General features: G+C 71.6%; 16 protein-coding genes. 7 read left to right on the top strand and 9 right to left on the bottom strand.

Annotation, left to right across the window (positions count from 1 at the left end):
* Nucleotides 1–314 precede the first annotated feature (314 nt).
* On the top strand, nucleotides 315–1,679 hold the full coding sequence (locus K7C20_RS07495; protein ID WP_030086853.1) for an MFS transporter: 1,365 nt from the start codon (nucleotides 315–317) through the stop codon (nucleotides 1,677–1,679).
* Between the two features lie 112 nt (nucleotides 1,680–1,791).
* On the opposite strand, the gene K7C20_RS07490 is transcribed toward K7C20_RS07495, so the two are convergent.
* The gene (locus K7C20_RS07490; protein WP_030086851.1) at nucleotides 1,792–2,439 is read right to left on the bottom strand and encodes a TetR/AcrR family transcriptional regulator; all 648 of its coding nucleotides are present in this window, start codon (nucleotides 2,437–2,439) and stop codon (nucleotides 1,792–1,794) included.
* Nucleotides 2,440–2,513: 74 nt separating this feature from the next.
* On the opposite strand from K7C20_RS07490, the gene K7C20_RS07485 reads away from it, so the two are divergent.
* Nucleotides 2,514–3,665: an acyl-CoA dehydrogenase family protein gene (locus K7C20_RS07485; protein WP_053208352.1), complete on the top strand. Its 1,152-nt coding sequence runs from the start codon at nucleotides 2,514–2,516 to the stop codon at nucleotides 3,663–3,665.
* Nucleotides 3,666–3,787: 122 nt separating this feature from the next.
* Entirely contained in the window at nucleotides 3,788–4,447 is a 660-nt protein-coding gene (locus K7C20_RS07480) for a TetR/AcrR family transcriptional regulator (protein ID WP_030086845.1), read from the top strand.
* A gap of 35 nt (nucleotides 4,448–4,482) precedes the next feature.
* On the opposite strand, the gene K7C20_RS07475 is transcribed toward K7C20_RS07480, so the two are convergent.
* Nucleotides 4,483–4,944 (bottom strand): MaoC family dehydratase, encoded by a 462-nt coding sequence (locus K7C20_RS07475; RefSeq protein ID WP_030086844.1) that lies wholly within the window; start codon nucleotides 4,942–4,944, stop codon nucleotides 4,483–4,485.
* 170 nt (nucleotides 4,945–5,114) lie between these two features.
* Between K7C20_RS07475 and soxR the strand changes: the two genes are divergently transcribed.
* Complete coding sequence (gene soxR, locus K7C20_RS07470; protein WP_078952767.1) at nucleotides 5,115–5,681, top strand: redox-sensitive transcriptional activator SoxR; 567 nt, start codon at nucleotides 5,115–5,117, stop codon at nucleotides 5,679–5,681.
* Between the two features lie 52 nt (nucleotides 5,682–5,733).
* Here the strand turns inward: soxR and K7C20_RS07465 are convergent, their stop codons facing one another.
* From K7C20_RS07465 to K7C20_RS07450, 5 genes are all read right to left on the bottom strand, one after another.
* Nucleotides 5,734–7,176: an amidase gene (locus K7C20_RS07465; protein WP_053208351.1), complete on the bottom strand. Its 1,443-nt coding sequence runs from the start codon at nucleotides 7,174–7,176 to the stop codon at nucleotides 5,734–5,736.
* 92 nt (nucleotides 7,177–7,268) lie between these two features.
* Entirely contained in the window at nucleotides 7,269–7,382 is a 114-nt protein-coding gene (locus K7C20_RS39680) for an MFS transporter small subunit (protein ID WP_413254108.1), read from the bottom strand.
* Entirely contained in the window at nucleotides 7,379–8,758 is a 1,380-nt protein-coding gene (locus K7C20_RS07460) for an L-lactate MFS transporter (RefSeq protein WP_053208411.1), read from the bottom strand. Before K7C20_RS07460 ends, K7C20_RS39680 begins: the two co-directional genes overlap by 4 nt.
* Nucleotides 8,759–8,780: 22 nt before the next feature.
* Nucleotides 8,781–9,509 carry a 3-keto-5-aminohexanoate cleavage protein gene (locus K7C20_RS07455; protein ID WP_053208350.1) on the bottom strand — a complete coding sequence of 243 codons (729 nt, stop codon included), beginning with the start codon at nucleotides 9,507–9,509 and terminating at the stop codon, nucleotides 8,781–8,783.
* An 84-nt stretch (nucleotides 9,510–9,593) separates the two neighbouring features.
* Nucleotides 9,594–10,208 carry a hypothetical protein gene (locus K7C20_RS07450; protein WP_030086836.1) on the bottom strand — a complete coding sequence of 205 codons (615 nt, stop codon included), beginning with the start codon at nucleotides 10,206–10,208 and terminating at the stop codon, nucleotides 9,594–9,596.
* A 252-nt stretch (nucleotides 10,209–10,460) separates the two neighbouring features.
* Here K7C20_RS07450 and K7C20_RS07445 point away from each other — a divergent pair, with 252 nt between their 5' ends.
* Together K7C20_RS07445 and K7C20_RS07440 are read left to right on the top strand one after the other, a co-directional pair.
* On the top strand, nucleotides 10,461–13,280 hold the full coding sequence (locus tag K7C20_RS07445) for a penicillin acylase family protein (protein ID WP_053208349.1): 2,820 nt from the start codon (nucleotides 10,461–10,463) through the stop codon (nucleotides 13,278–13,280).
* Between the two features lie 175 nt (nucleotides 13,281–13,455).
* Complete coding sequence (locus K7C20_RS07440; protein WP_053208348.1) at nucleotides 13,456–14,478, top strand: LysR family transcriptional regulator; 1,023 nt, start codon at nucleotides 13,456–13,458, stop codon at nucleotides 14,476–14,478.
* Between the two features lie 20 nt (nucleotides 14,479–14,498).
* Here the strand turns inward: K7C20_RS07440 and K7C20_RS07435 are convergent, their stop codons facing one another.
* A complete protein-coding gene (locus K7C20_RS07435) occupies nucleotides 14,499–15,791 on the bottom strand; it encodes an MFS transporter (protein ID WP_053208410.1) in 1,293 nt (430 codons plus the stop codon).
* A 158-nt stretch (nucleotides 15,792–15,949) separates the two neighbouring features.
* Nucleotides 15,950–17,227, bottom strand: coding sequence for an exo-beta-N-acetylmuramidase NamZ family protein (locus K7C20_RS07430; protein ID WP_053208347.1), 1,278 nt, complete (start codon nucleotides 17,225–17,227; stop codon nucleotides 15,950–15,952).
* Between the two features lie 172 nt (nucleotides 17,228–17,399).
* Between K7C20_RS07430 and K7C20_RS07425 the strand changes: the two genes are divergently transcribed.
* Nucleotides 17,400–18,173 (top strand): SDR family oxidoreductase, encoded by a 774-nt coding sequence (locus K7C20_RS07425; protein ID WP_030086828.1) that lies wholly within the window; start codon nucleotides 17,400–17,402, stop codon nucleotides 18,171–18,173.
* Nucleotides 18,174–18,196 lie beyond the last annotated feature (23 nt).

The raw sequence follows: 18,196 nt of genomic DNA, 5'->3' as shown, positions 1-18,196 counted from the left end.
GGATACGACACGATTGCCGCAGGCGGATGCCGTTGCCCATCCGACGGGCCACCCCTTGGAGGTGGGGACAACCCCAGCGCGGCCGGCAGCGGCCGGCAGCAGTCATCTCGCCCTGCAAACGCCCTGCGCGGCTCGGCCGGGCGCACCGGCTCCGGGCGCCCCGGCTCCCGGGCGCCCCGGCCTCCCCCCCCCCGCACCGGTCGCAGAAAACTCGTGCCGCGCGGTCCGTTGACGGCGTACCGGCCGGTCGGTACGGTCACCCGACATCACGGCGCCGCCCCCCTTCCTTCCCGCACCCCTCGGAGCGTGCACGCATGGACACGGCCCCCTCCGCGCCACACGACCAGTCCGGTACCCCGCCCTCCTCCCGCAACCGCCGCAAGGTCGCCACCGCCGCGGCCCTCGCCTCCGCCGTCGAGTGGTACGACTACTTCGTCTTCGGCATCGCCGCCGCGCTCGTCCTCGGCCCCGCCTTCTTCCCCTCGGGCAGCGAGGCCGCCGGGGTGCTCGCTTCCTTCGCGACCTTCGCGGTGGGCTTTCTGGCCCGGCCCGTCGGCGGGGTGATCGCCGGTCAGCTCGGGGACCGGCGCGGCCGCAAACCCATGCTGGTGCTCGCCCTGACCGTGATGGGGCTGGCCACCACCGCCATCGGGCTGCTCCCCTCCTACGACACCATCGGGCTGGCCGCCCCGGTCCTGCTGGTCCTCCTGCGGCTGCTCCAGGGCCTCGCGGTCGGCGCGCAGTGGGGCGGCGCGATGCTGATGGCCACCGAATACGCCCCCGAGGGCAAGCGCGGGCTCTACGGCTCGCTGGTGCAACTCGGCGTCCCGATCGGCGTGATGACCGCCAACTCCGTCTTCCTCCTGGCGGGTGCGCTCACGGACGAGCGGTCCTTCGGCACCTGGGGCTGGCGACTCCCGTTCCTCGTCGGCGTGCTCGTGCTGCTGCTCGCCCGCTATATCCACACCCATGTCGAGGAGACCCCCGAATTCCGGGCCGCGGAGGAGAAGCTGGCGGCGGCGGAGCAGGCCGTCGAGGCGCGCCGTTCACCCCTGCGTACGATCCTGCGGCACCATCTCGGCACGGTCCTGCTGGCCGGCGGCTCGTTCGCGGTGAACACCGCCACCTTCTACATCCTGATCACCGGCGTCCTGGACTACGCCACCCGCGAGCTGGAGATGCGGCGCACCTCCGTGCTGGCCGTCTCGCTCCTGGTCAGCCTCACCCAGCTCGTCCTGATCCCGGCCGCCGCCGCGCTGTCCGACCGGATCGGCCGGCTGCGGGTCTATGCCGCGGGCGCCGTCGGGCTGCTGCTCTGGGCGGTGCCGATGTTCCTGCTCATCGATACCGCGTCGCTGGTGTGGCTGGGCGTCGGCACCTTCGTCGGCAGTTGCTTCCTCAGCATCATGTACGGCCCGCAGGCGGCGCTGTTCGCCGAGCTGTTCACCGCCGAGATGCGCTACACGGGCGCCTCGCTCGGCTATCAGATCAGCGCGATCCTGGGCGGCGGACTCGCGCCGTTCCTGATGGTGCTGCTGCTGGAGGCGAGCGGCACGTCGATGGCCGTGTCCGGATACATCATGGTGCTGTCCGTCATCGCGCTGGTGTCCATCTGGCTGCTCACCCGCCGGTCCGCCGCGGCCGCCGAGCCGGACGCGGCGCCCAGGCCGCAGGGGTGACGGCCGGCGGCTCCCCGGCGCACGGAATCCGCGTACCGGGGAGCCGCGCCGCCCGTTCAGGCGCCTTACGGCCGGTCCCCGTACGGGCCGCCATACGGTGAGCGCCGTGTGGTCAGCCGCCCTGCGGCGGTACGAGTTCCGGGTGCTGGAGTGCCAGGCCGTCCACCAGCGCCCGCAGCCCGGTCTCGAACGCGCCCTCGTCCACCTGTCGCTGATGCTCGGCCAGGAGATGGGCCTGGCCCAGGTGCGGATAGTCGGCGGGGTCGTAGGCCCTCGGATCGTCGACGAAGCCGCGGGCGAACGAGCCCAGCGCGGAGCCGGCCACGAAGTAACGGACCATGGCGCAGACCCTGGTGGCCTGGGCGGGCGGCCAGCCCGCCTCGACCATGCCGCCGAACGCCGCGTCGGCCATCTTCAGCCCGGCGGGACGGCGGCCGGGGCCCTGGGCGAGGAACGGCACGATATGCGGATGTGCGGCGAGCGCCGCGCGGTAGGAGCGGGCCCAGTCGAGCAGCCCGGCGCGCCAGTCCGCGCCCGCCTCGAAGGCCGACACGTCGACCTTCGCGATGACCGTGTCGGCCACCGCGTCGAGGATCTCGTCCTTGGTCGTGAAGTGGTTGTAGAGGGACGGCCCGCTCACGCCCAGCTCCGCCGCCAGACGGCGGGTGGAGAGCGCCGGCAGCCCTTCGGCGTCGATGAGCGCCAGCGCCGTGGTGACGATGCGCTCGCGGCTCAGAAGGGGCTTGCGGGGTCGGGCCATGACGCACATAGTAGAGGCTTCCCACCAAAAACTAGCAGTGCTAATTAACTCTGCTCGTCCACAAGGGGCCCGAGATGAACCTGGAGCTCAGCGCGGAGCAGGCCGCGGTGCGGCAGCTCGCCAAGGACTTCGCCGACCGTGAGATCACTCCGCACGCCACCGCCTGGGACCGTGCGGAACAGGTCGACCGCGGCATTGTGAAGAAGCTCGGCGAGCTCGGCTTCCTCGGGCTCACCGTCCCCGAGGAGTACGGCGGCTCCGGGGGTGACCACTTCTCCTACGTCCTGGTCACCGAGGAACTGGGCCGCGCCGACTCCTCGGTGCGCGGCATCGTCTCGGTCTCCCTGGGGCTGGTGGCCAAGACCCTCGCCGCATGGGGCGACGCGGACCAGAAGCGGGCGTGGCTGCCGCGGCTCACCTCCGGCGAGGCGGTCGGCTGCTTCGGCCTGACCGAGCCGGGTACCGGATCCGACGCGGCCAACCTCGCCACCCGGGCGGTACGCGACGGGGACGAGTACGTCATCGACGGCGCCAAGATGTTCATCACCAACGGCACCTGGGCCGATCTCGTGCTGCTCTTCGCCCGCACCGGCGGAGCCCCCGGGCACCAGGGCATCAGCGCCTTCCTCGTGCCGGCCGACAGTCCCGGTCTGGAGCGCCGTGAGATCCACGGCAAGCTGGGCCTGCGCGGCCAGGCCACCGCGGAGCTGGTCCTTCAGGGCGTACGGGTCCCGGCCACCGCCATGCTCGGCCCCGAGGGCAAGGGGTTCTCGGTCGCGATGTCCGCGCTGGCCAAGGGCCGGATGTCGGTCGCGGCCGGCTGTGTGGGCATCGCCCAGGCCGCCCTGGATGCCGCGCTCGGCTACGCGGGCGAGCGCGAGCAGTTCGGCAAGCCCATCGCCCGGCACCAGCTGGTGCAGGAGCTGATCAGTGATATCGCCGTGGACGTGGAAGCCGCACGGCTGCTGACCTGGCGGGTCGCCGATCTGATCGACCGCGGCGAGCCGTTCGTCACCGCCGCGTCCAAGGCCAAGCTCTTCGCCTCCGAGGCCGCGGTGCGCGCCGCCAACAACGCCCTCCAGGTCTTCGGCGGCTACGGCTATATCGACGAGTACCCGGTCGGCAAGCTGCTGCGGGACGCACGGGTGATGACGCTGTACGAGGGCACCAGCCAGATACAGAAGCTGGTCATCGGCCGTGCGCTGACCGGGGTCTCCGCCTTCTGACCGGCCCGTCCACGGATGTCCCGGCCGCCCGCCGCCAGCCCCTAAGCGCTTGCTCAGCAGCGCGATATGGTGTTCGATCCGTCAGAGGAGGGTCCCTGGCGGATCGAGGAGCGGGGTAGGCGATGGGTGCGGCGGCGGAGCGGGCCGAAGAGGAGAACGAGGAATGGGCCGGGGTGACCCCGGACGCCGCGCGACGTCTGGTCAGCGCCGCCGTCGAGGCGTTCGCGGAGCGTGGCTATCACGCCACCACCACCCGTGACATCGCCGGCCGGGCCGGTATGAGCCCGGCCGCCCTCTACATCCACTACAAGACCAAGGAAGAGCTGCTCTACCGCATCAGCGGCATCGGCCACGAAAAGGCGCTGCGCATCATGGGTGCCGCGGCCGAGGCCGAGGGCAGCGCCACCGAGCGCCTCCGCGACGCCGTCCGGACCTTCGCCCGCTGGCACGCGGAGCACCACACCACCGCCCGGGTCATCCAGTACGAACTCCAGGCGCTGGGCCCGGAGCACTACACCGAGATCACCGGTCTGCGCCGCCGGACCGACCGTTTGCTGCGGCAGATCATCCAGGACGGCGCGGACAGCGGGGAGTTCCGGGCCGACGACGTGCCGGGCACCACCCTCGCGGTGCTGTCGCTGTGCGTGGACGTCGCCCGCTGGTTCACCGCGGACGGCCCGCGCACCCCCGACGAGGTCGGCACCCTCTATGCCGACCTCGTGCTGCGCATGGTGGGTGCACCGGCGGACCGGGCCCGTTCTCCCGAGGGCCAGGCCGGCTAGGGCCTGTCGTTCGGATCAGGCCCTAGGGGAGAGACCTAAAGGTAGAAGCGGCTGACCGTCTCCGCGACGCAGACCGGCTTGTCGCCGCCCTCGCGCTCGATCGTCACGACCGTGGCGAGCTGGACGCCGCCGGTCACCTCGGTCACCTCGGCGATCCTGGCCGTGGCGCGCAGCCGTGAGCCGACCGGGACGGTGGCGGGGAAGCGCACCTTGTTGGCGCCGTAGTTGATGCCCATCTTCACGTTGTCGACCCGCATCAGCTGCGGTACGAGGGCGGGCAGCAGCGACAGCGTCAGATAGCCGTGCGCAATGGTGGTGCCGAAGGGGCCGGCCGCGGCCTTCTCCTGGTCCACATGGATCCACTGGTGGTCGCCGGTGGCCTCCGCGAACAGGTCGATCCGCTTCTGGTCGATCTCCAGCCAGTCGCTGGTGCCCAGCTCCTCACCGACTGCGTCCCGCAGTTCGTCGAGCGATCCGAACACTCGGGGCTGTGCCATCTTGTCCGCCTCCTCGGGATCCATCCGCCGCCGCTGTGCACCGGCCGATGCTTACTAAGCGCTTGCTCAGCATGCTGAGTGCGGGTAGCCGCTGTCAACGCCTGGGCAACGGCAGGTGGGGCCGTCTGATGGCCCGGGGCCGGGGCCGGGACAGCCCTTAGGGTTGAACCGTGCCCCAGCTTCCGTACAAGGTTCATGAACTCACCGTCGGCCAGCTCTCCGCGCGCAGCGGTGCCGCGGTCTCCGCGCTGCACTTCTACGAGTCCAAGGGACTGATCAGCAGCACCCGGACGGCGGGCAACCAGCGTCGCTACACCCGTGACGCACTGCGCCGGGTCGCGTTCGTGCGGGCGGCACAGCGGGTCGGGATCCCGCTCGCGGTGATCCGTGACGCGCTGGCGGAGCTGCCCGATGAGCGCACCCCCAACCGCGCCGACTGGGCCCGGCTCTCCGAGGTCTGGCGCACCGAGCTGGACGAGCGGATCAGCCAACTCGTCGAACTGCGCGACCGGTTGACCGACTGCATCGGTTGCGGCTGCCTCTCGCTGGAGAAGTGCGCGCTGTCCAACCCGTACGACAACCTCGGCGAGCAGGGCCCCGGTGCGCGGCGGCTGCGGGTCGACCGGAGGGCCACGGACCCGGAGGGGGCCCAGGAGCGCGCCGGCGGCGACCAGCGGCACACGGCGGACCGGCACGGCGCGCCTGACGCGCAGGGGTGCTGCCCGGACGAGTCGTGAGCGCCGGTGCGCCCGCCCCCTGGCGGGGCGGGCGCACGTCCTCCGGCATCCGTCACCACATGGGCGGAGTGCGGTCCGCCCACGGGCGGGCCTGCTCCAGCTGTGCCGACAGCGCGATCAAGGTGGCCTCGTCGCCGTACCGCCCGGCCAGCATCACCCCGATCGGCAGCCCCTCGGCGTTCCACTGGAGCGGGACGCTCACCGCGGGCTGGCCCGTGGCGTTGTAGAGCGCGGTGAACGGCGTGAAGGCGCCGATGGCGGAGAACTCGGCCTGGGGATCGGCGTCGTTGCGCAGCCCGCCGACCGGCACCGGAGGCGCGGCCACCGTCGGCGTGAGGATCACGTCGTAGCCGGTCTCCGGCGGCATCAGGCCGTCCGCGAGGGACTGGGCGAGGATCCGGAAGGCGTACAGGGAGCGCGCGAAGTCCGTACCGGAGACCTCGGCGCCACGGGCGCGCAGATAGCGGGTGAGCGGCATCAGCAGCTCCTCGCCCTCCGGCGGCAGCGGGCGGTTCGCGGCCAGCACCGACCAGACGCGGGTGAAGGCGTGGAGGATGCCCTCGTCGGCGGGCAGTGACAGCTCCTCCACCTGGTGGCCGAGCCCGGTCAGCAGCGTGGCGGTGTCGGTGGTGGCGGTGCGGCAGTCGGGGTGGACCTCGACACCGGGGACGGGGGCCTCGGTGAGGCAGGCGATCCGCAGCTGTCCGGGGTCGCGGCGGGCATGAGCGGCGAAGGTCTCGCCGGGCGGCAGCGACGGCGCCGCGTACGGGTCTCCGGGCATCGCGCCGGCCAGGACGTCCAGCAACGTGGCCGCGTCGGCGACCGTACGGGCCAGCGGCCCCGAGGTGGCCAGGCCCGTGACGTCATGGAGCAGCGGGCCGCCGCTGACCCGGCCGCGGCTGGGCTTGATGCCGAACAGCCCGCAGACGGACGCCGGGATACGGATCGAGCCGCCGCCGTCGCTGGCGTGCGCGACGGGCGCCAGACCGCCGGCCACGGCCGCGGCCGCCCCGCCGCTGGAGCCGCCCGCCGAGCGCTCCAGGTCCCACGGGGTGCGGGCGGGCGGGGCGAGGCCGTTCTCGGTGTAGCAGGGCAGCCCGAATTCGGGGGTGTTGGTCTTGCCGAGCAGGATCGTGCCGCCCGCCCGCAGCTTCTGGACGACATGGTCGTCGACGGTCGGCACATGCTCGGCCAGTGCCCGCGAACCCATCGTGCAGCGCACCCCGGCGACCTGGTTGAGGTCCTTCACCGGGACGGGTATCCCGTGCAGCGGCGGGAGTTCGCGGCCCTCGCGACGGGCCGCGGTGGCCTCGCTCTCGGCGTCCGAGGCCTGCTTGCGGGCGATCTCGGGGGTACGGGTGAGGAAGGCGCCGAGTGAGTCGTCGAGCCGCTCGATCCGCGTCAGGTAGTGCTCGGTGAGTTCCACGGGGGAGAGCTCACCCGACCGGATCCCCTCGGCCTGTTCGATCGCGGTCAGATCGTGCAGTTCGGCCATGGACGTCCACCCTCTCCTCAGGGTGCCCGTACGGCCCTGTGCCGTACGGGCAGGAGGGCCGGCGCCGGCCGGGCGCGAGGCCCGGGCGGGGGTCAGCCCGTGAACAGTTGTTTCAGTTTGAGGGTCAGCTCGTAAAGGCCGTATATGAACGGGATGCCCACCCAGAGCCAGACGAGGGCGAACAGGAGGGCGCGGCGGGCGGTCACTGCCCGGCTCCCTTCGGGGCGGCGGGCGCGGCTGCCAACTGGTCCGCCTTTTCCGGTGGTTGGTGGTGCCGTGGGTGCACGGGGCGGACCAGTTCGTTGGCGACGAAGCCCACGACGAGCAGGCCGATCATGATGAAGAACGAGGTGGTGTAGAGGTCCGGGCCGCTGCGGCCGGCGGACTTCTGCCCGTCGGCGATGGCGTTGACGATCAATGGGCCGAGCACGCCGGCCGTGGACCAGGCCGTCAGCAGCCGCCCGTGGATCGCGCCGACCTGGTAACTGCCGAACAGATCCTTCAAATACGCCGGGATGGTGGCGAATCCGCCGCCGTAGAAGGACAGGACCACCACCGCGCAGGCGATGAACAGCGGCTTGGAGGAGTCGCCGGCCAGCGCGATCAGCAGATACATCAGGGCGCCGGCGCCGAGGTAGAGACGGTAGATGTTCTTGCGGCCCACCAGGTCGGAGGCGGAGGACCAGACGATCCGGCCGAGCATGTTGGCCAGCGAGAGCATGCCGACGAATCCGGCCGCCGCCGGGGCGCTCACCGGCGCCGCGGTGTGCGCGAAGAAGTCGGAGATCATCGGGGCGGCCTTCTCCAGGATGCCGATGCCCGCCGTGACATTCATGCAGAGGATGACCCACAGACACCAGAACTGCGGGGTCCGCAGCGCGCTGCGGGCCGAGACCTGTGCGGTGGTCACGAGCGGGCGGGCCGGGGAGGCGCCCGCGGGCGGTCCGGCGGGCGGCCGCCATTCGTCGGCGGGGACCCGCACCAGTACGACCCCGAGGGTCATGAAGACGGCATAGGCCAGGCCCATGATCAGGAAGGTCCGGGCGATCCCGGAGGCGTCCGCGCCGAGGGAGCCCAGGAGTTGGGCGGACCAGGGGGAGGCGATCAGCGCGCCGCCGCCGAAGCCCATGATGGCGATGCCGGTGGCCATCCCGGGACGGTCGGGGAACCACTTGATGAGGGTCGAGACCGGGGAGATGTAGCCGATGCCCAGGCCGATGCCGCCGATGAAGCCGTAACCGAGGACCACCAGCCAGTATTGGCCGGTGGCCGCGCCGAGAGCGGCGACCAGGAAGCCCGTGGAGAAGCAGACCGCGGAGACGCACATCGCCCAGCGCGGGCCGTTGCGTTCGACGAGCGTGCCGCCGAACGCGGCGGACAGGCCCAGCATCACGATGGCGAGCTGGAAGGGGAGCGCGGAGGCCGTCCCGGACAGCTGGAGGGAGGACTCCAGGGGCGGTTTGAACACACTCCAGGCGTAGGCCTGGCCGATGGCGAGATGGATGGACAGGGCGGCGGGCGGGACGAGCCAGCGGCTCCACCCCGGAGGGGCGACGATGCGGGAGCGGGCGAGCGCGATCATGCGGCGGAACGTACCTCCCCGGTCACCCGCCGGGAAGGCCACTGACCAAAGTCGTTGCACTGGCCACCAGTTGGGCGTTGTCGGTGGCCGGCCGGCCGTCGGGCAGCAGGAGAGTGTCCTCGATGCCGATCCGGGTGGCCAGTCCCAGTGCGCCGGCCAGTCGCAGCACGGGCCAGGCCCCGCCGTCCTCCCCGTGCAGCAGCACCGGGCGGCCGGGCGCGGCGCCGGCCACGGCGGTCAGCAGCTCGCGGGCTGTGGCCGGCGCGGATCCGGCGTCGGTGTCGGTCACTTCGGCCAGCACCCGCAGCACCCGCGGCGCGAGCGGTGAGCGGGCGAACGACTCCGCGCCGTCCGTGCCCGACCAGATGCCGGCCTCGATGCCGATGCCACGCTCCAGCAGGGCGGTGGCGACGGCCTCGGCGCCCGGCTCGTGCCAGTTCACCGAGGCGTGGTCGGGCAGCACCGTCCAGGAGCGGATCCGCTCCGCCCGGCGTACGGGATCCGGCTCGCTCCAGGCGCCGGTCGTCACCCCCACCGGGGCATCCACCACCGCCCGGACGGCCTCCAGGACGGCGGCCACCACCCGCGGCGCAAGGGAATCCTGGCCGCACGGGGTCTTGGGATGGACATGGACATCGTCGGCACCGGCCGCCACCGCCTGCCGCGCGGCTTCGGCGAGGGCGGCCGGCGACATCGGCACCGCCGCGGAATCGGCCGCCGTCCGGGCGCCGTTGAGACAGACCTGAAGCATGCCCCGATGATGACAGCAGGGTCTGACAGCTCCCCTGACGTCGGCCGTTCCGGGTGTACGCGGCGCGCGGCCGCTGTCCGGGGGTCAGGCCGCCGCGAACGCCCCCGCCCCGTGCAGCCGGCCCGCGGCGGTCAGCACCTCGGGCGTCAGCACGGACGCCGGGGCCAGCACCCCGCACCGCAAGCAGGCCGGTCCGGGTGCCGGGGCGTCCAACGCCTCCGGGAGCCAGGTGAAGCGGGTGCCGCCGCACACGGGGCAGTCACGGCGCGGCCGCCCCGTCTCCATCGCCACGATCATGCGGCGCAGCACCACCGCGAGGCGGGCCGCCGGGTGCCGTTGCGGTGACTCGCACGGCACGATGTCACAGCCGCCCCAGGTCCGCCGGTGCCATTCGTCGATGGCGCCTGGCTGCCGGATGCCGTCGTGCTTCTCCTTCCGGCGCCGGGCGGCGAACTCCTCCTCGTACGCGAGCCAGAGCGCGCGGGCCTCTTCCAGCTCGGCCAGCGCGGCTACCAGCCGCTCCGGATCGGGGTCGCGGTCCTGGGTCGCGATACCGGCCCGGGTGCACAGATGGTGCCAGGTCGCCCGGTGCCCGTAAGGGGCGAAGCGTTCAAGGCACTTGCGCAGGGCGGTGCGTCGCTGAGCCGCGACGAGTCGTGGATTGCGGACCTGTTCTGCGAGGGCTCTGAAACCGGCCATTTCATCCCACCTCCGTGGGGAGGATCCGACTGGACGGGGATGGGACGTAGTCGATCACCAACTGGATCCATCGAACTTTCGTGCGGTTTTTCGGGGGTGATGTTCCGAGCGTCCTGGCGTCGTCGAAAGATTCTCCCCGAAAGAAGGAAAGTTGACTGTTGTTCATCTTCCGGCCAGGGATAACCGCCGGTAACGTCCCGCCCACCCTCCCCCGGGCTCTAGCAAGCAGGGGACCCCCATCGAGGAGCAGGAATGCGACGACGTACCGGAAGGCTCAGGACCGCCGCCGCGGCAGCCCTGTTCGCCCTGGGTGCCACGCTCTTGGCACCGCCCCCCACCGCGGCCGCCGTGCCGAAGGACGCCAACGACTACTGCCAGGGCCAGTGCGCCGACATCCTGCCGCCCGGCGCCACCGGCAACGCCACCCTGATGGAGATCCTCGGCAACAAGCTGTTCGGCACCCACCCCGAGCACTCCACCGACCAACTCGGCCCGTACGGCGCGCTGGCGAGCGGCTACCAGTCGCTCACCGACGACACCCTTTCCCAGTTCTTCAACGATGCCTCCTTCGGCGTCCCCCAGGACCAGGTCGGCAAGGTCAGCACGCCCCGCAGCGACGTGACCATCACTCGGGACAAGAAGACCGGAGTGCCGCACATCAAGGGCACCACCCGCTACGGCACCGAGTACGGCGCCGGCTACGCCGCCGGCCAGGACCGGCTGTGGCTGATGGACCTCTTCCGCCACATCGGCCGCGGCGAACTGACCTCCTTCGCCGGCGGTGCGCTCGCCAACCAGGGCCTGGAGCAGCAGTTCTGGCCGCAGGCGCCGTACACCGAAGCCGATCTCCAGGCCCAGGTCGACCGCATCCGCGACACCAACGGCGAGCGCGGCAAGCTGGCCATGGCGGACGCCCAGGCCTACATCGACGGCATCAACGCCTACCGCGAACAGTCCAAGAACGGCCGCTACTTCCCCGGTGAGTACGTCCTCACCGGCCACGTCGACGCCCTCACCAACGCCGGTGAGATCCAGCCCTTCAAGCTCACCGACCTGATAGCACTCGCCTCCGTCGTCGGCGGCCTCTTCGGCAACGGCGGTGGCGGCGAGGTCCCCTCGGCCCTCGCGCTGCTCTCCGCCCAGCAGAAGTACGGCGTCGAGAAGGGCACCGAGGCCTGGGAGTCCTTCCGGGAGCGCAACGACCCCGAGGCCGCCAAGACGCTGCACGACGGCAGCAGCTTCCCGTACGCCGTCAAGCCGGCCAAGGCGAAGGGCACCGCGCTGCCCGACCGCGGCTCGGTCACGTCCGAGCCGCTGGTCTTCGACCGCACCGGCGCGGCCACCGTCAAGAGCGGGACACCGCCACGGGACCCGGTCAAGGCGCCCGAGAAGTACAAGAAGCTGGAAGGCCTCTTCAAGGACGGGGTGTTGCCCGAGGGCAGCCTCGACCCCACCCGGCACCGCGGGATGTCCAACGCCCTGCTGGTCTCCGGCAAGCACACCGCGAGCGGCCACCCCGTCGCCGTCTTCGGCCCGCAGACCGGCTACTTCGCGCCCCAGCTGCTGATGCTCCAGGAGATCCAGGGGCCCGGCATCAGCGCCCGCGGCGCCTCCTTCGCGGGCGTCGGGATGTACGTCCAGCTCGGCCGCGGCCAGGACTACGCCTGGAGCGCCACCTCCGCCGGCCAGGACATCACCGACACCTACGCCGTCGAGCTGTGCAACGCGGACGGCTCCGCGCCCACCAAGGACTCCACCTCCTACCGCTACCGCGGCACCTGCGTCCCCATGGAGAAGCTGGAGCGCACCAACTCCTGGAAGCCCACCGTCGCCGACCCGACGGCGGCCGGCTCCTACCGGATGCAGGTCTTCCGGACGAAGTACGGGACCGTCACCCATCGCGCCACCATGGACGGCAAGCCCGTCGCCTACACCGCGCAGCGCTCCACCTACCGCCACGAGGCCGACTCGATCATCGGCTTCCAGATGTTCAACGACCCGTCCTACGTACGCGACGCCAAGACGTTCCAGAAGGCCGCCGAGCACATCGGCTACGCCTTCAACTGGTTCTACGCCGACTCCCGTGACGTCGCGTACTACAACAGCGGTCTCAACCCGGTACGCAACCCCGATGTCGACCCGTCCCTGCCCGTCAAGGCGGAGGACGCCTACGAGTGGAAGGGCTACGACCCGGCCACCAACACCACCGACTACACCCCGCCCGCCCAGCATCCGCAGTCCGTCGGGCAGGACTACTACATCTCGTGGAACAACAAGCAGGCCGAGGACTACGACTCGGCAGGCTTCGGCAACGGGTCGGTGCACCGCGGCAATCTCCTGGACGACCGGGTGCGGGCGCTGACCGAGGACGGCGGGGTGACCCGGGCGTCACTGACCCGCGCCATGGCCGAGGCCGCCGTCACCGACCTGCGCGGCGAGGACGTCCTGCCCGAACTCCTGCGGGTCCTCACCAGCAAGCCCGTCACCGACCCGAAGCTGAAGACCGCGGTCCAGCAGCTGGAGGCCTGGCGCAAGGACGGCGCCCAGCGCAAGGAGACCGCGGCGGGCTCGCACACCTACACGCACCCCGACGCGGTACGCCTCATGGACGCCTGGTGGCCGCTGATGACCGAGGCCGTCTTCAAGCCGGGCCTCGGCGGCGACCTCTACGACGCACTGCGTGCCAACCTCGCCATCGACGAATCACCGTCGGCCGGCCACGGGCCGACCGGGGGGCACGCCGGATCGGCGTTCCAGTACGGCTGGTGGAGCTACGCGGACAAGGATCTGCGTGCGGTGCTCGGAGACAAGGTGGCGGGCCCGCTCGCGCAGTCGTACTGCGGCAACGGTGACCTGTCCGCCTGCCGCGACACCCTGCTGGCCACGCTCCAGCAGGCGAGCGGGAAGACCGCCGAGCAGGTCTACCCCGGCGACGGCAGCTGCAAGGCCGGCGACCAGTGGTGCGCGGACGCGATCATCCACCGCGCGGTGGGCGGCCTGACCCACGACACCCTCAGCTGGCAGAACCGGCCGACCTATCAGCAGGTCGTGGAGTTCCCGGCGCACCGGTAGACGGCAGGCGGCATACGAAGGCCCCGGGGCGGGTGGTCCCGGGGCCTTCGTGCGTGCACGCCGGATGCCCCCGGCGCTTCAACTCCCGTGCAGGGTGCCCCGGCTGCCCTCGGGCCGGGATTCCGCTGGGGGTATGCTGAAGGGTTCTGAACTCCAGGGGATGGGAAAGCGAGGCATGGCCTTGTTCGGTCCGCAGCAGTACCCGACGGAGCTGCTGGATACCACCATGGACCAGCTGCGCACGCTGATCGTCGTTCACGAGGCGGGTACCGCGCTGGGCGCCGCGCGCCGGCTGGGCCGCGAACAGTCCAGTGTGCAAAAGCAGCTGGACACCATGAACCGCACCTTCTCCGCGCTGTGCGGCGAGGAACTGGTCCTCAAACAGGGGCGGGGGAGGGACGCCCTGTTCACCGCGACCGGCGAGGCACTGGTCGACCTGGCCCGGCGCACGCTGGGGGAGTGGTCGGACGGTGTGCACGACGCCCGCCGCCGGCTCGGCCGGACCCTGTCCGTCGGCACCACCCGCTATACGCTCGGCTTCCTGCTGGACGCGGTGGAACGCGTCACCGAGGACTACGAGCGCGACGACGTCGATCTGAAGGTCACCCACGTCCGCACCGGCGACCTCTTCGCCAAGTTGCGCTCCAAGGAACTCGATCTGGTCTGCGGCAGCGTCGTGGTCACCGAGGCCGACGAAGCGGAACTGCTGGCCCCGTACGAGGTCATGGAGTGGCGGCGCAGCGGGCTCTCACTGCTGACGAACCTGCCGCCGGAACGGCTCCCCGGTACCTCCTTCGGCGCCCGCGACCTGCCCCGGCTGCCCCTGGTCGTCTCCGCGCGCGGTCTGATCGGCCGCTTCCTGACCTCGTGGTACGGCCCCGAATACCAGCAGAAGCTGTCCATCGCGGCCGAGATCGAGGCCGCGCACTACGGCTTCGAACTGCTGCGGTCGGGAGTGGTCAGCGGGGCGATGCTGGTCACCCGGGGCATCGGGGAGGCGGCCGCGGACGGCCGCCTCCCGGAAGCCGGCGGGCTGCGCACCCTGGAGATCGTCGGGGAGGTGGGCCCCAGGACCGAGGTGCTGGTCGGCGTCTTCACCCGCCGCGGCGAGCGGGACTCCTACGCCCCCGGCCACCCCCTCAACCTCCTGTGGGACGCACTGTCCGGGGAGAGCGGGCGATGGTGGCTGAGCTCATGAGGGCGGGCGGCATCGGCACCTCAGACCAGTTCCCGCTCCCGGGTCTCCGGCAGCGCCAGTACGCACAGCAGTGAGACGACCGCCATCGCGCTGACGTACCAGCCCACCGACGCCGAGCCGTACGCCGACTGGAGCCGGGTGGCGACCAGCGGAGCGACCGCGCCGCCCAGCACACCGCCCAGGTTGTAGGCGAGGGAGGCGCCCGAGTAGCGCACCGTCGCGCCGAACAGCTCCGGCAGGTAGGCGCCCATCGGGCCGTACACCACGCCCATGCAGAACAGCGCGCCACCGATGGCGACGGCGATCAGCACCGGCTGTCCGGTGTCCAGCAGCGGAAAGAGCACCAGCCCCCACACCACCGCAAGGGCGCTCCCGGCAAGGATCAGCTTGCGGCGGCCGGCGCCGTCGGAGCGAGTGGCGGCGAGCCAGGTGCCGGCTGCCAGGAAGAGGCAGGCGACGAGGGAGAGCGCCAGCATGGTGTTGCGGGAGATGCCGAGGGTGCCGGTGGCGTAGGAGAGGCAGTAGGTCGTCGCGGTGTAGAAGAGGCCGTACGCGACGATCATCCCGCCCGCGCCCAGCAGCAGTTCGCGCGGATGCCGGCGCAGCACATCGGCGGTGGGGACCTTGCTCGCCTCCTGGGCGTCCAGCACCTTGGCGAAGACCGGCGTCTCGCTGATCTTCAGCCGTACGAACAGCCCGACGCCGACCAGCAGGAACGACAGCAGGAACGGCACCCGCCAGCCCCACGAGCGGAATGCCGCGTCGTCGAGCGCGGACGACAGCAGCCAGAACACCCCGGTCGCCGCGAAGAACCCGACGGACGGCCCGAGTTGCGGGAAGGCCGCGTACAGCCCACGGCGCTTGCGCGGCGCATGCTCGACGGCGAGCAGCGCGGCCCCGCCCCACTCCCCGCCCAGGCCGATGCCCTGGAGAAAGCGCAGCGCGATCAGCAGCAGCGGCGCCCAGACTCCCCATGTGCCGTAGCCCGGCAGCAGCCCGACGCACGCCGTCGAGAGCCCCATCAGCAGCAGCGAGACGACCAGGACGGACTTACGGCCCACCCGGTCGCCGAAGTGGCCGAAAATCACCGACCCGAGCGGCCGCGCGGCGAACGCCACCGCATAGGTGGAGAAGGACGCGAGGGTGGCGTTGACCGGGTTGAGCGTCGGGAAGAACGCCTGGTTGAGGACGAGCGCGGCGGCCGTTCCGTAGATGTAGAAGTCATAGAACTCGATGGCCGTCCCGATGAACGAGGCCACCGCCACCCGGCGCAAACTCTCCCCGCCGGCGGCCTCCTGACCCCCCTTCGACAGAGAGGTGTCTGATGTCTGTGCTGTTGTCTGCGCTGATGTCGCGTCGCTACTCACGAGCGCACTTTCCGGCTCGGTGTAGGGGGCAGTCAATAGGTGAAATGGCCTGTCTCGGCGCTTGAGACCGGGACAGGCCACGACCGGAGGCCGGCCCCACGCTCTCACCGATAGCGCAGGTACCGCCGCCGTACCGCACGGAAGCGGGTCAGCTTCTCCTGCCAGGCGGCGGTGATCTCGTCCGGGGCTGCGCCCGCGTCGATCATCTTTCGTACGGTGACGGAGCCGGTCAGCCGGTCGATGCCGTTGTCCGGCCGCCAGGCGAAGCCGCTCCAGACCCGCTTCGCGGTCACCAGGAGGCCGATGCCGGTGCGTACCGGGTCGAACGTCTCGGGGTCGTGGACGTGCAGTTGGACGCCGCCGATCGTCTTGCCCTGGAACTTGGAGAAGGTGGGGGCGAAGTAGGCCTCCCTGAAGTGGACGCCGGGCAGGCCCAGTTCGGTGGCGGCCGCGGCCCACCGCCGGTCGATGCCGTCCGCGCCCAGCAGCTCGAAGGGGCGGGTGGTGCCGCGCCCCTCGGAGAGGTTGGTGCCCTCGAAGAGGCAGGTGCCGGAGTAGACGAGGGCGGTGTCGGGGGTGGGCATGTTGGGGCTCGGCGGCACCCACGGCAGGCCGGTCGTCCCGTAGAAGTCGCCGCGCCGCCAGCCGGTCATCCGGACGGTCTCCAGCTCCACGGGGCGCCCGGCGGCCTGCGGCACGAACTCGCCGTTGAACAGCAGGGCCAGCTCCGCCACCGTCATGCCGTGCGCCTGCGCGATCGGCTCCCGGCCGACGAAGGAGGCGTACGCCTTGTCGAGCACCGGGCCGGTGGCCGAACGGCCGGTGACCGGATTGGGCCGGTCCAGGACCAGGAAGCGCTTGCCGGCGAGCACCGCGGCCACCATGCAGTCGTACAGCGTCCAGATGTAGGTGTAGAAGCGCGCGCCCACGTCCTGGATGTCGAAGACGACGGTGTCCACACCGGAGGCGGTGAAGATGCCGGCGAGTTCCCTGCCGCTCTTGTTGTACGTGTCGTAGACCGGCAGCCCGGTGGCCGGATCGTCGTAGCGGCCCTCGGAGCCGCCGGCCTGTGCGGTGCCGCGGAAGCCGTGCTCGGGGCCGAAGACGGCGGTCAGCCGCACCCTGTCGTCGGCGTGCATCACATCCACGATGTGCCGCAGGTCCCGGGTGACGCCGGTGGGGTTGGTGACGATGCCGACCTGGTGGCCGTCCAGGAGGCGGTAGCCGTCGGCGGACAGCCGGTCGAAGCCGGTGTGCACCCGCCGCCCGCCGCCGTGCGCCGGGGCCGCCGCCCGGGCGGGGCCCGCGCCCGTGGCCAGCGCCGCACCGGCCGCTCCGGTCGCCGCCAGCCGCCCGAGCAGAACGCGTCTCGACAGAGCCATCCGCACACCTCCGTGATCAGAGAATCGACCGGGTACGTGTCGTGTGCACGCTAACGCGCTCCGGGGCGTGGGGGAACGGACCCGGCCGTACGGCCACGGACTCTTCCGCCGGGACATACCGACCGGTTAGTCTGCCTGTCAGCCGCATCGACGCGACCGAGGGAGACCCAGCGTGGAAGCCGTACGGGACAAGACCGTTGTCGTGACCGGGGCGGGCGGGGGGATCGGCGCCGCGCTGGCCCGCCGGTTCGCCGCCGAGGGCGCCCGGGTCGTGGTCAACGATCTGGACGGGGCCAAGGCGGCGAAGACCGCCGAGGAGATCGGGGCGGTCGCGGTCGCCGGGGACGCCTCCGCCATCGTCCCGGCGGCGCGCGAGGCGCTCGGCGGCGGCATCGACATCTTCTGCGCCAACGCCGGGGTCGGTACCGGCGGCGGACCCGAGGCGTCCGAGGAGGACTGGACGCTGGCCTGGGACGTCAACGTCATGGCGCACGTCAGGGCCGCGCGCGAGCTGGTGCCGGAGTGGCTGGAGCGCGGCAGCGGGCGCTTCATCTCCACGGTCTCCGCCGCCGGCCTGCTCACCATGGTCGCCGCCGCCCCCTACAGCGTCACCAAGCACGGCGCCTATGCCTTCGCCGAGTGGCTCTCGCTGACCTACCGGCACCGCGGCATCGACGTCCACGCCATCTGCCCCCAGGGCGTCCGCACCGACATGCTGGCCGCCACCGGGGCCGCCGGGGACCTCGTCCTCACCCCCACGGCCGTCGAGCCCGAGGACGTCGCCGAGGCGCTCTTCGCGGCCATGGCCGAGGGCCGCTTCCTGGTCCTGCCGCACCCGGAGGTCGCGGACTACTACACCGCGCGGGCCGCGGACCCCGACCGCTGGCTCAGCGGGATGAACCACCTCCAGCGGAAGTTGGAGCAGGCCGAGGGCGGCCGCTCCTAGGGGGAGACGCCCTCTAGGGCGGA

The sequence above is a fragment of the Streptomyces decoyicus genome (assembly GCF_019880305.1).
Classification (GTDB): Bacteria; Actinomycetota; Actinomycetes; order Streptomycetales; family Streptomycetaceae; genus Streptomyces; species Streptomyces decoyicus.
This window is presented reverse-complemented; position numbering and strand designations above follow the sequence as displayed.